Origin of the sequence: Calothrix sp. NIES-3974, from assembly GCF_002368395.1 — a bacterium.
GTDB lineage: Bacteria > Cyanobacteriota > Cyanobacteriia > Cyanobacteriales > Nostocaceae > NIES-3974.
Genome location: NZ_AP018254.1, coordinates 3,811,825 through 3,825,421 on the forward strand (window position 1 = coordinate 3,811,825; position 13,597 = coordinate 3,825,421).

Consider the following 13,597-nt stretch of genomic DNA (forward strand, 5'->3'; position numbering starts at 1 on the left):
TCTCTTCCCATTCCCAAAACGATAATTCTATTAAAAATGACTGTTTAAACACCCTCTAAGAGAACACCCTTGCTATAGTCCTATAAGCGCAACTACAAGTCAAAAACAGAGGCTCTACTTTTGGTTACATAGTAATCTTTGAGGAGAGAATGACGTAGCTCGCTTCCCGCGTAGCGGGTATTCCAAATTACGTACGCGAAGCGTTGCCGCAGGCTATTACGTAGACGCGAAGCGGCTTGCCGTAGGCTATTACGTAGACGCGAAGCGGCTTGCCGTAGGCTATTCCAAACTCCAAATTCCAAATTACGTAGCTTGCTTCCCGCGTAGCGGGTATTACGAATTACGTACGCGAAGCGTTGCCGCAGGCTATTACAAATTACGAATTACGAATTAATCCAAAATCCCATGTCTGTCTCCCTCTTGAATCAAAATTATAACGGTATTACCTATAACCCATTGAACCCATTCACCATTAATCAAACACTCCTGTGGAAAGGTGATTTAGACTCCCTCACATTCGACCAAAACACCATCAAAGCTAAATTATTAAACCTGAATCAACCCTGCTACATTGTCAGTGTTAACGGTCAAGTTGGTGTCACCCAGGAAGGTTATGTAATTACCACAACTGATAGTAATAGTGATAACATCAAGCTGATTGCCATCAGTAACCCCGTAGGATTAGAAAACCTCGGCGATCGCAATTTTTGCCATCACCACGGTGTTAATTATGCCTACATGACAGGAGCAATGGCTGGTGGTATTGCTTCGGAGGAAATGATTATTACCCTGGGTAAAGCGAAAATCCTCGGTTCCTTTGGTGCGGGTGGTCTAAGTCCAGACCGTCTGGAAACGGCTATCAAACGTATTCAAGGGGAGTTACCCCAGGGACCCTACGCATTCAATTTAATACATAGCCCCAATGAACCCAGTATTGAACAACGGGCAGTAGAGTTGTATCTGCAATACGGTGTTCAAACAGTTGAAGCCTCCGCATTTCTAGATTTAACTGCCAATATTGTGCGCTACCGAGTAGCCGGATTAACCCTGAATTCCGCTAACCAAATCGAAATTCACAACAAAGTGATCGCCAAAGTTTCCCGACGGGAGGTTGCAACTAAATTTCTGCAACCCGCACCTCCCAGGATACTGAAAGAACTTGTGCAACAGGGATTCATCAGTGAACAACAAGCTCAACTCGCAGCCTACGTACCAATGGCTGATGATATCACCGTTGAAGCAGACTCCGGTGGACACACCGACAACCGTCCTCTAGTTTGTTTATTACCTTCGATGGTGGCTTTACGGGACGAAATTCAAGCCCAGTATAATTACACAAATCCCGTCAGGATTGGTGTAGCCGGAGGTATTGCCACACCCCAGTCTAGTTTAGCAGGTTTTATGATGGGTGCAGCCTATGTGGTTACGGGTTCGGTCAATCAAGCTTGTTTAGAATCGGGAAGTTGTCAACACACCAAAAAACTCCTTGCGCAAGCGGAAATGGCTGATGTGATGATGGCTCCCGCAGCAGATATGTTTGAAATGGGGGTAAAACTTCAAGTCCTCAAACGGGGAACATTATTCCCCATGCGATCGCAAAAACTATACGAACTCTACCGTACCTATAATTCGATCGAAGAAATTCCCCTCCCGGAAAGGGAAAAGCTAGAAAAACAGATTTTCCGTAAACCCCTAAGTGAAATTTGGGAATTAACCGTATCCTATTTATCCCAACGTAATCCGGAAAAACTGGCCAAAGCGGTCAACAATCCGAAATTAAAAATGGCTCTTATTTTCCGGTGGTATCTAGGACTATCCTCCCGTTGGTCAAACTCCGGTGAAGTCGGTCGGGAAACAGACTATCAAATTTGGTGTGGACCAGCAATGGGTAGTTTTAACGACTGGGTACGTCATACCTATCTTGCAGAACCCCAAAACCGTCATGTTGTTGATGTCGCAAATCATATTATGTTAGGAACTGCCTATTTATATCGCATTCAAAACCTGAAAATGCAAGGTTTACAATTAAATAATTTTTACACCCAGTATTATCCAACGACATCAACATTGGAGGTATGTGGATAATGCAATCAGACCCACCCCGAACAGCAGCAGAAATTGAAAAATATCTTACTTTTGTAGTTGCTGATGCATTAGGAGTCAATCCACAAACCATCGATGTTAATCAATCCTGGGATAATTACGAAATCAACTCTCAACAGGGAATGAAAATAGCTTTACAAGTGGGTGAATATTTAGGATTAAAACTATCACCAACCATTCTCTGGTATTACCCCAGTATTAATTTATTAGCACAGCGATTAGCAGATGAGTTTACTCACGAAAAATCTGAGAAATATTTGATTTAAAGAATACAGAATGTAGGATAAGGTATACAGGAGGTGAGTAAATAAAAAATCTGAGATTTCTCCGCAGTCAGGTTTTGATAATTATTTTCTGGAATTTCAGATATTTTTTGTAAAAACCCGATGCTTATCTCACGAGTAATGGCTGCTGCAGCATATCGGATAAAAGGCATGAGTAAATAAAAAAGCTCAAAATTCCTCTCTCAGAAGTAGGGTTTCTCTCAAGAATATTTCTATGAATTATTCACGTTTCTAACAGTTAATAGTTATTACAAATCAAGATTTGCATGAAATGATTATAACTCTTCATCAATCAGGACTAAACCTGTATTTAGAGCAAGTAATCCATAAGTGTTGATGAACGAGTTGATTTTCCGAATACTCCCTATTTCCTATTCCCTACTCCCTGAAAACTGTATTTTAGAGGTTTCCAAATTCGGGTAAAGTCCTGAGTAAATACAGAAGGAAGTTCGAGCGGGATTTGTGAAATATTATATGTAGGGTTGTTAACGGTTAAAAGTCACTAGTCATTAACGACACGCTATTTTTCACGACTTAAATCGGATTGCTGTAGTCAGAAATTCTCGACATTCAAATCCAAAATCCGTCTTGGAAAGTTTGGTGGAAGAATAAATCTACCACCAACTTTCCGCAAAATCCAAAATCTAAAATCCAAAATCCCATGATTAGTCCTAAACAATCCCTCAATGCTCATGAAATCCAAACTTGGATGGTATCAAAACTAGCAGAACTGCTCAATGTTGATACAAGTGAAATTGATATTCATCAACCCCTAGAAGATTACGGCTTAGATTCATCCAGAGCAATGTTAATTGTCACCCAAGCCGAAAAAATCTTTGGAGTGGAAATCTCTCCCACAATGTTGTGGCATTATCCCACCATTGCAGCACTTTCCCAACGACTTGCTGAAGATGTGGAGGAAACAAATTTAGTTGGGAATGTAATTAATCCGAACTTAGCAAAAATAGCTGATACTAGCCTTGATTTACAAGCCGAAGTTGTCCTAGATCCCCGCATTTACCCTCCCTCCACATCCTTTGTATTTAACCCTCATCCTACTGCTGTATTTTTAACAGGTGGAACAGGATTTTTAGGGGCATTTATTATTCGCGAATTACTGACCCAAACCCAAGCTGATATTTATTGTTTAACCCGTGGAAAAACGATAGAAGAAGGTAAAAACAAACTCCAAAAGAATCTCGCTCAATATTACATCTGGAATGAGAATTTATCCCACCGCATCATTCCCGTATTAGGCGATTTATCCCAACCATTATTAGGAATGGATGAGGTAGAATTTACCAAACTAGGTAATACCATTGATGGTATTTACCACAGTGGAGCTATGCTCAACTATGTATTTCCCTACGCAGCGATGAAACCAACCAATGTGTTAGGTACACAGGAAATATTACGATTAGCTTGCACTGGTAAACTGAAACCTGTCCATTTAGTTTCTAGCGTCGCTATTTTTGAATCCGATTACTATGCTGGTAAAGTCGTAAAAGAAGACGATGAATTCGACCATTGGGAGGGAATTTTCTTAGGTTACTCACAAACTAAATGGGTTGCCGAAAAATTAGTGAAATTGGGATATAGTCGCGGTATTCCCATCACTATCCATCGTCCTCCATTGATTGCTGGTGATAGTCAGACCGGGGTTTGCAATACGGATGATTTTATTAATTTAGCCATTAAAGGTTGTTTACAAATGGGTTGCTTCCCCGATGTGAACTATATGCTGGATATCTCCCCAGTAGATTACGTCAGTAAATCGATTGTTTATTTATCATTACAACAAAAATCCCTGGGACACGCATTCCATCTTCAACATCCCGAACCAGTTCCCTTTATGGATATGGTTAAATGGCTACAAAGCTTTGGATTTCCCATTGAAATCATTCCCTACGAAGAGTGGCAAAATCGTCTGACCACAGAATTAGTAACACCTGAAAACCCCCTATATACTCTCCGACCTTTTCTGTTAGAACGTTGGTCAAAGGATAAACTGACAGTTCCCGATTTATATTTAAATGCACACCGTCCCCAAATTAGTTGTGCTGCAACCCAACAAGCACTTGCTGAAAGTTCAATTCGTTGCGCACCTCTAGACTCGAAATTATTTATCACCTATTCCAGTTATCTGATTCAGAATGGATTTTTGGAAGTGTAGGGAATATGACAATTGAGTTCACGTTTCTAGGAGGTTGTTTAAAAATTCATTTTTAATACTTAAATTATCATATTTGGGAATGGGGAGTAGTGCTTTGTCCCATTAAATTTGATGAGTAAAAAAAGGCACGTAGTAGCGCTTTATTTTCCAGCTTTTTCCATACTAAAGCCACAACTACAAACCCCTCAGAACTTATAGAATAGACCACTACTGCCTTCATTTACGAGACAGGTGTCTCGTAGATTCTGCACCCACGCGGAGCATGGGTGCGAGGGAATCAAGCACTTCTGGAAGAGAGTAAATCGGCTCAAACGGTATATTTGTCGTTATGAACTACTCCCGATTCCCTGCTCCCTGTAGAGACGACCCGATGGGTTATCTCTACTTCTAAAAAACAAGCTTGTGAAGTATTCAAATCGACTTTTCAAACATCCTCTAATATCGATTATCTCGTACTTTGCAATAAATGAAACTAGAATAATCAACGGTTACAGCCCCTGATATGTAGCAAGCATTACCTACATTTCTCACAAGGGAGTGATAAGCCTTGAGTAATGGGTTAATTTTCCTACTACTCCCTACTCACTGAAAGCTTTAGGAGTTTGTGAGAAATCCGGGATTAGCGTAAACGATATCAGGCTTTGCTGAATATTGCAGTTTTCTGGGACAATCGATACACTACGTCTATTCAACCCCATCCCGAACTACCGCAGTCCGAGCGGGATTTGTGAAATCTTACATGTAGGGTTGTCAACGGTTGACAGTTGACGGTGAACAGTCATCAGTCAACGAACGGCACGTTATTTTTCACCACTTAAATCGGATTGCCATATATGATTATTTTCCCATTTGCAAAACCATGTCTCAGAATTTTGTGACAACTGGAACCATCGCCGCGATCGCAACTGCAATTGTTCCCCAACAGGGTAGTGTGGGAATTGTCAGGATGTCGGGGACGGAGGCTTTAAATATTGCGAAACGGCTATTTACTGCCCCTGGAAAGCAGGTTTGGGAAAGTCATCGTATCCTCTACGGTTATGTGCGTCATCCCCAAACCCAGGAGGTGATTGATGAAGTTTTACTGTTGATCATGTTAGCTCCCCGTTCCTATACACGGGAAGATGTGGTAGAGTTCCACTGTCACGGGGGAATTATTGCTGTTCAACGGGTTTTACAATTATGTATTGCCGAGGGCGCGCGGTTAGCCCAGCCGGGAGAATTTACTCTGCGTGCCTTCCTCAACGGCAGAATTGATTTAACCCAAGCCGAAAGTATTGCTGACCTGGTAGGGGCAAAATCACCCCAGGCTGCCCAAACTGCCTTAGCTGGGATCCAAGGAAAACTCGCCCAACCGATTCGGGAATTGCGCCAACAATGTTTGGATATTTTAGCGGAAATTGAAGCGAGAATCGATTTTGAGGAAGATTTACCACCAATAAACCTTGACAATATTTTTGCCGATATCACCAAAATTGCCAATCAGGTGAAATATATCTTAACAACTGCCGACCGGGGGGAGTTATTACGCACAGGTTTAAAGGTGGCTATCGTGGGTCGTCCGAACGTGGGGAAATCGAGTTTACTCAATGCCTGGAGTCGTAGCGATCGCGCCATTGTCACAGACTTACCAGGTACGACCCGCGATGTGGTGGAATCCCAATTAGTGGTGGGGGGGATACCGATTCAAGTCCTGGATACGGCAGGGATTCGGGAAACAGAGGATACCGTGGAAAAAATCGGAGTCGAGCGATCGCGTCAAGCGGCGGAAGCGGCCGATTTAATTTTATTTACCATCGATGCCAGTCAAGGTTGGCAAGCTGCTGATGGGGAAATTTATCAACAAGTTCAACACAGACCGTTAATTTTAGTGATTAATAAAGTTGATTTAATTGACCAAGAAAAAAAAGAACTAATATTCGCCAATCTTCCCGAATTTAGGCAAAAAATTTACACCGTCGCGGCGAAAAATCAAGGCATTGACGAACTTGAACAAGCCATTTTAGCCACGGTAAAATCAGACAAAATCCAAGCTGCAAATATGGATATAGCCATTAATCAAAGACAAGCAGCAGCCCTAATTAAAACCCAAAAATCCCTGGAACAACTGCAAAATACAATTAAACAAGATTTACCCCTAGACTTTTGGACAATTGATCTACGTGATGCCATTTATGCACTCGGCGAAATTACTGGAGAAGAAGTCACCGAATCTGTTTTAGACAGGATTTTTAGTCGTTTTTGTATTGGTAAGTAGGGTTTGCGGTCAAAGTCTTTTCGTGAGGGTGGGGAGTCGGGAATAGAGAGAACATGTCGGGTCGTCTGTACCCGCATTTCTCACAAAACCCTGAAATCCACAGGGAATAGGGAGTAGGGAGTAGTCAGAAAATCAATCCGTTACTCAAGGCTTACAACTTACTCGTGAGAAATCCAGGTATGGTAGTTTTTCAGAAATTCCGGGGAAAATAGGGGTAACGAATTTTGGAGTATCTAGATGGCGCTCGATTTGGATGATTTAGATGTTTTGTGTGCGGACATCAGGAACAACAATAACTATCTGAAGGTTGGTAATGCAGGAAAAGTCAAGGACTTTAAAGATGTTGTACTTTCTTATATACAAGAACCTGTAAACAAACTATTTAGGGATGGCTATCCATGCGAAATTCTCAAACCTGGATTTGATTGGCAGGAGGGAACTATTAAAGCACGGATAGTTTTTGAATTTGAACGTTATCAAGACGAAGATGAGGATGTGGATAATGAAGGGGAATAAATACCTTTATTTCTCATAAACTGCTAAGTATCTAAATTATATATTTTATGATTTTACTATTCCTCTTTCTTCTTATTTGTAATTAGTGCAATAACACTTGAAAGGGGATTTTTTTGGAGCCTTGAAGGCGAAGGGAATTTTGAGGAGATGAATCGGGTAAATATAAATAACGGGACTTATATCGATTCTATTGTACTTTGCAATAAATGAAACTAGAATAATCAACGGTTCATAAAACTCCATACCTTGACTTTTTAGTCTTTTCAGAAATCTGAATATCAATCCCACAGGTGTTACACACGCAACATAGGGCCAAATTTATAACGTTATATACTGAAAATGATTAGGGTATGATGTAGAGCTTGCTGAGTAATCGTCCATTACTTATATGTCAGAGTTTTGAGTATTTATTGCTACAAAGCAAGTCAGGTACTTTACTGACAATAATTTGTGGCATATGTTAAATTTTATCATCCTAAATGTAAAGATATCTACAAAAACCCTGAATGATGATTATCAGAGTGAACAACTAAATCGTGAATTATCAGTAAATATAAGGAAATTACTTAATGATTCAGTTAAGTGTAATCATTCCTTGCTACAACTGTGCTGAGTATATTGGTACACAGTTAGAAGCATTTGCCCATCAAGAGTATTCCCAACCTTGGGAAATCATTATTGCCGATAATGGTTCTACTGATAACACCCTGGAAATTGTCCGACAATACCAGCAGAAAATGCCTCACCTACGTATCGTCGATGCATCTGGTGGGAAAAAATGTGCTGCCTATCCCCGCAATATCGGAGCGCAGGTAGCAAAGGGAGAAGCTTTAGCCTTTTGTGATGCTGATGACGAGGTGTTTCCAGGTTGGGTTGCAGCAATGGGTGAAGCTTTGTCAAAATATGATTTTGTTGCTGGTAAGAGCGATTATACCAAGTTGAATCTTCCTTGGGTTGTTGCAGCTTGTGCCTATCGCGAAGGAAATGGAGTTAACGATAATCTCTATTATCCCTTTGCTGGAGGGAATAATATTGGCATTAAACGTCATCTTTTTTATAGAGTGGGTGGATTTGATGAAGACATTCGGATTATCGATGATGTGGATTTTTGTTGGCGTGTGCAAGCACAGTGTGGTGTCAAGTTAATCGAGGTACCAGGGGCAAAGATTAATTTTCGTTTCCGCGACACCATCAAGGAAATGTATCAAAGGTGGTACGGTATTGCTGAGAATAATATCCTACTTTTACGCCGTCACGGCTTAAAGTATGCCTGGAAAAATTTATTCCGGGATTTTGTGATGTTAGTGGCAAGGTTGCTAATTAAGGTTCGCTCCCGTGTGAGTTTTGCCAGATGGATGATGGACTTAGGTTGGTTTTTGGGGACAGTTCACGGGATGTGGAAATATCGTCATGTGCGATCGCAGGTGATGGCAAGAAAAAAATTACCCCATCAGCTTGTTGCTTCTCACGTGATGACTGATAGGTAATGTTGGGTGACATACTTGACTGTTTGCCGACCTCAGTGTAGCATCCCCCTATGAAATTAAGTGTCATTATCCCTTGCTATAATTGCGTTGCCTACATTGCGACCCAATTAGAAGCATTTACCCAGCAGGAGTATTCCCAACCTTGGGAACTAATTGTGGCTGATAATGGTTCGACGGATGGAACCCTAGAGGTTGTGAAACAATATCAAGAAAGATTACCGAATTTACGGGTTGTTGATGCATCCGGTGGGAAAAAATGTGCGGCATATCCCCGGAATCGTGGTGCTGAGGTCGCCAAGGGGGAGTTATTAGCTTTTTGTGATGCGGATGACCAGGTAACTCCGGGTTGGGTTGCTGCAATGGGGGAAGCTTTGTCGAAATATGATTTTGTTGTTGGTAATAGTGATTACACAAAATTGAATTTACCTTGGGTGGTGAAAGCCTGTGCTTACCGAGAAGCCAATGGGGTTAATGATAATCCCTATTATCCCTATGCTGCGGGGAATAATATTGGTGTTAAACGGGAGATTTACCAAGCAGTGGGTGGATTTGACGAGGAGATTCCCATACTGGATGATGTGGATTTTTGTTGGCGTGTGCAAGCACTGTGTGGTGTCAAATTAACCGAAGTACCAGAGGCGAAGATTTACTTTCGTTTCCGTGAAACTATTGACAGAATGTATCAGCGTTGGTTTGGAATTGCTGAAAGTAATATTTTGCTGTTGGGTCGTCACGGTTTAAGCTATGGTTGGGGTAATCTTTGCCGAGATTTGGTGATGTTGGGAGTGAGATTTCCCATCAAAATTCTTTCCCGCGCTACCTTTGCTAGATGGATGATGGATTTAGGTTGGTTTTTGGGGACGGTGAATGGGATGTGGAAATATCGTCATGGGCGATCGCAGTCATAAGTAGGTAGGTGCAATTAAACATCAAACTGCAACGGAATCAATCATTCGGCGTAGAGACGAGCTGGTCTCAACTTACTGCTTGGGAAATACGAAGAAATCAGCGCGATCGCACTGTTGATTGGCAGTTTCCCACCACAGATCGATGCACGGATTCAACTTAAAACAACGTGAGTTCGATGGGTTATAAAGCCTGAAACTCTTGTCCAGTATCATTCGTAGGAAATAGAAGTTTTTAAAAACCTCCGAGTATGATGTTGGGAATAAAATCATTAAACCCGGAATCAGTCAGTTATTGAGTTTGTTCTCAACTAATGGATGAGGTTACTTTAAACCTTAGCTTTCAAAATCATTGATTCACAGAGATTGTAGCGTTTACAATCCGTCGAATTCACGTGAAAACAGCTTTATCCTTCAATTACTTCTTGATAGAGTAGTAGCTTGAGAGAACAATATCTGAAAAATCCGATTTGCGGTGATGGATTAGCGATTCAAGACATCATTTCGATGAGCAACAGAACCCACAATCTGCACCACCTCGTCAATTAAAGCTTGGGGAACTTTCAACTCAACCAAGGTGGCAACTAAATTCTCCGCGATCGCATCGAAGTGAGTATCGGTTAAGCCCATCTCAGTTACTAATTGCCTATGTGCATCCCTCATCGGACGACCGTTCCAGTGTTCAGCACCACCAAATGCGTAGGTCATAAAAGCTTTTTGATGCCGTTTTTGTTGCTGCATATCCGTATGAGCAAAGAACCTCTGAACTCGCTCATCTGCCAAAACTTTTTCATAAAACTTTTCTACAGCGAGATCAACAGCCTCTGCACCACCAAGTTTCTCATACAGTGTGTTCATTGAAAATCCCTCCTTATCCCTTATCATAGTATGGAGACCAAGGAATTTATTAAAGAGTCCTAAAGGACTTAGACTGTTTTCATAACCCAATGCAACTGCCGATTTATCACACCCTCAAAAATAACACTACCATTGAACTAGACCGGATGCACACTGAGGAAATAGAAGCAGTGCGTCAACTTTTCAATAGGATTGTCCTCGAAGGAACAACCTATCCCCAAAATCAACCCCTTTCCCCCTCTGAATTTGCCACATACTGGTCAAATTATGATGGATTTGTGGTGCGAACAAAAGATACTAGTGTTATCCCCCGCATTATTGGTGCTTTTTTTATCAAACCCAACTTTCCCGGAAGGTGTAGCCACATATGTAACGCCGGGTTTATCGTGGCAGAAAATTGGCGCGGATTGGGTCTGGGTCAGTGGATGGGGGAATCGATGTTGAAATTAGCAGGGGATTTGGGGTATGAAGCGGTGATGTTTAATTTAGTTTTTGCCACGAATATTCCCTCATTACGTTTGTGGGAGTCCCTGGGTTTCATGGTTTTAGGCAAAATTCCCCAAGCCGTGCGTTTTGAAGATGGCAAGATGGTTGATGCGGTAATGATGTACCGTAAACTAGACAATAGGATAGTTAGCCAGGATGAAAGCAACTTATCTTAATCTAATTTGGGATATGATTAGATATCATTTTTTGTGTAACCGCAGCCAGCAATTGTACATAAATGTTAGGATTGCCACAGAGCGAGAAAAGCGAATATAGAAGGAAAAAGAACTGAATGGGAGAATTTGAGAAGTCAATATCCTTTGACGGACGGGATATTCGACTGAAGATTGGTCTACTAGCTCCCCAGGCTGGTGGGTCTGTTTTGATACAATCTGGGGATACGGCAGTATTAGTAACCGCGACGCGTTCGACGGCAAGAGAAGGGGTAGATTTTTTGCCCTTGACTGTAGATTATGAAGAGAGATTGTACGCAGCTGGTCGCATCCCAGGAGGGATACTGCGTCGTGAAGGTCGTCCACCGGAAAAGGCGATTTTAACCAGTCGTTTGATAGACCGTCCGCTACGTCCATTGTTCCCGTCATGGTTACGGGATGATTTGCAAATTGTGGCGCTCACCCTCTCGATGGATGAGCTAGTTCCACCGGATGTTTTGGCAGTAACGGGTGCATCAATCGCCACATTATTGGCAAAAATACCCTTTAATGGGCCAATGGCTGCCGTGCGTGTGGGTTTGGTTGGGGATGATTTTATCATTAATCCCACCTATGCCGAAATTGAGTCTGGCGATTTAGACTTGGTGGTTGCGGGTTCCCCCGATGGGGTGATCATGGTGGAAGCTGGTGCAAACCAGTTACCGGAACTGGATATTATCGAAGCGATTGAGTTTGGCTACGAAGCGGTTCAAGACTTGATTAGCGCTCAAAACGACTTAATCGCGGAATTGGGTATAGAGATACCTCCACTGGAACCACCGGAAGAGGATGCGACCCTCGACAACTTTATTAGCGATCGCGCAACTGAGGCAATTAAGAAAATCCTGTCTCAGTTCGATTTGACAAAGAGCGAGCGTGACGCGGCTTTGGATGAGGTCAAAGCTGCGGTAGAAGCAGAAATTGAGCAACTGGCTGAAGATGACCCAGTTCGTGTGGCTGCGAGCGCCGATAGTAAAGCTGTAGGTAATACCTTCAAAAGTATTACCAAAAATCTGATGCGCAAGCAAATCATCGAAGATAATGTGCGTGTGGATGGTCGGAAACTGGATGAAGTACGTCCCGTTTCCTGTCAAGTGGGAATCATCCCCCGTCGCGTCCACGGTAGCGGGTTATTTAATCGCGGTTTAACCCAGGTTTTATCGGTGTGTACCCTGGGGACTCCCGGTGATGCGCAGAACTTAACCGATGATTTGCAACCGGATCAGGAAAAACGCTACATGCACCACTACAATTTCCCCCCCTTCTCGGTGGGAGAAACCCGTCCTTTGCGAGCTCCCGGTAGACGGGAAATCGGTCACGGTGCGTTAGCGGAAAGGGCTTTGTTACCCGTATTACCACCAAAATCAGCTTTCCCCTATTCCCTGCGGGTTGTCTCGGAGGTTCTGTCCTCTAATGGTTCAACTTCAATGGGTTCCGTTTGCGGTTCGACCCTAGCGCTGATGGATGCGGGTGTACCCATTATTAAACCCGTTAGTGGTGCAGCGATGGGTTTAATTAAGGAAGGAGATGAGGTACGTGTTCTCACTGATATTCAGGGAATTGAGGATTTCCTGGGTGATATGGACTTTAAGGTTGCGGGAACCGATTCGGGGATCACAGCCTTACAGATGGACATGAAAATCTCCGGTTTATCGATGGATGTGATTGCCAAGGCAATTCACCAAGCTAAGGATGCGAGGTTACATATCCTGGAGAAAATGCTGGCATGTATTGATAAACCCCGCACGGAAATGTCACCCTATGCACCACGTCTACTGACTTTGAAGATCGATCCAGATATGATCGGTTTGGTGATTGGACCTGGAGGTAAAACCATTAAAGGAATTACGGAAGAGACAGGTTCGCGGATCGACATCGACGATGATGGAACCGTCACCATCTCCGCAGTCGATGAGAGTAAAGCCCGTCGCGCACGTAATATTATTCAAGGCATGACCCGCAAGTTGAACGAAGGGGATGTCTATGTCGGTCGGGTGACGCGCATTATCCCCATTGGTGCATTTGTGGAATTTTTACCCGGTAAAGAGGGAATGATTCACATTTCCCAATTAGCTGATTACCGAGTGGGTAAGGTAGAGGATGAGGTTTCCGTAGGCGATGAGGTAATTATCAAAGTACGGGAAATTGACAGCAAGGGTCGTATTAATTTGACCCGCTTAGGTATTCATCCTGACCAAGCAGCAGCAGCTCGGGAAGCAGCAGAGGTGAATCGATAAACTGGAATGTTCAACCCGGATTTTAGGTTTTGACCGAGCAAACATCTAAAATCCCCACCCAGCGATCGCATTTCCCCCAAGG

At 42.7% G+C, this 13,597-nt stretch carries 10 protein-coding genes; 9 read left to right on the forward strand and 1 reads right to left on the reverse strand.

Features of this window, described 5'->3' with window-relative positions; translation table 11 throughout:
• The first annotated feature begins 405 nt into the window (after window positions 1-405).
• The 7 genes from CDC37_RS15265 to CDC37_RS15295 all read left to right on the forward strand — a co-directional run bounded on the left by CDC37_RS15265 (window position 406) and on the right by CDC37_RS15295 (window position 9,725).
• Window positions 406-2,085, forward strand: a complete 1,680-nt coding sequence (locus CDC37_RS15265; protein ID WP_096622858.1) for a PfaD family polyunsaturated fatty acid/polyketide biosynthesis protein — start codon at window positions 406-408, stop codon at window positions 2,083-2,085.
• The gene (locus CDC37_RS15270) at window positions 2,085-2,369 is read left to right on the forward strand and encodes an acyl carrier protein (protein ID WP_096622860.1); all 285 of its coding nucleotides are present in this window, start codon (window positions 2,085-2,087) and stop codon (window positions 2,367-2,369) included. Before CDC37_RS15265 ends, CDC37_RS15270 begins: the two co-directional genes overlap by 1 nt.
• 679 nt (window positions 2,370-3,048) lie before the next feature.
• Window positions 3,049-4,560 (forward strand): thioester reductase domain-containing protein, encoded by a 1,512-nt coding sequence (locus tag CDC37_RS15275; protein WP_096622862.1) that lies wholly within the window; start codon window positions 3,049-3,051, stop codon window positions 4,558-4,560.
• 859 nt (window positions 4,561-5,419) lie between these two features.
• The gene (gene mnmE, locus CDC37_RS15280; RefSeq protein ID WP_096622864.1) at window positions 5,420-6,814 is read left to right on the forward strand and encodes a tRNA uridine-5-carboxymethylaminomethyl(34) synthesis GTPase MnmE; all 1,395 of its coding nucleotides are present in this window, start codon (window positions 5,420-5,422) and stop codon (window positions 6,812-6,814) included.
• A gap of 237 nt (window positions 6,815-7,051) precedes the next feature.
• Window positions 7,052-7,330 carry a KGK domain-containing protein gene (locus CDC37_RS15285; protein WP_096622866.1) on the forward strand — a complete coding sequence of 93 codons (279 nt, stop codon included), beginning with the start codon at window positions 7,052-7,054 and terminating at the stop codon, window positions 7,328-7,330.
• 569 nt (window positions 7,331-7,899) lie between these two features.
• Window positions 7,900-8,817: a glycosyltransferase gene (locus tag CDC37_RS15290; protein WP_330220813.1), complete on the forward strand. Its 918-nt coding sequence runs from the start codon at window positions 7,900-7,902 to the stop codon at window positions 8,815-8,817.
• Between the two features lie 50 nt (window positions 8,818-8,867).
• The gene (locus tag CDC37_RS15295; protein WP_096622868.1) at window positions 8,868-9,725 is read left to right on the forward strand and encodes a glycosyltransferase family 2 protein; all 858 of its coding nucleotides are present in this window, start codon (window positions 8,868-8,870) and stop codon (window positions 9,723-9,725) included.
• A 480-nt stretch (window positions 9,726-10,205) separates the two neighbouring features.
• Here CDC37_RS15295 and CDC37_RS15300 read toward each other — a convergent pair whose 3' ends face one another.
• Window positions 10,206-10,580 carry a group I truncated hemoglobin gene (locus tag CDC37_RS15300; RefSeq protein ID WP_096626274.1) on the reverse strand — a complete coding sequence of 125 codons (375 nt, stop codon included), beginning with the start codon at window positions 10,578-10,580 and terminating at the stop codon, window positions 10,206-10,208.
• A gap of 89 nt (window positions 10,581-10,669) precedes the next feature.
• Between CDC37_RS15300 and CDC37_RS15305 the strand changes: the two genes are divergently transcribed.
• Together CDC37_RS15305 and CDC37_RS15310 are read left to right on the forward strand one after the other, a co-directional pair.
• Window positions 10,670-11,242, forward strand: coding sequence for a GNAT family N-acetyltransferase (locus CDC37_RS15305; protein WP_096622870.1), 573 nt, complete (start codon window positions 10,670-10,672; stop codon window positions 11,240-11,242).
• A 116-nt stretch (window positions 11,243-11,358) separates the two neighbouring features.
• Window positions 11,359-13,515 (forward strand): polyribonucleotide nucleotidyltransferase, encoded by a 2,157-nt coding sequence (locus tag CDC37_RS15310; RefSeq protein WP_096622872.1) that lies wholly within the window; start codon window positions 11,359-11,361, stop codon window positions 13,513-13,515.
• Window positions 13,516-13,597: the final 82 nt, after the last annotated feature.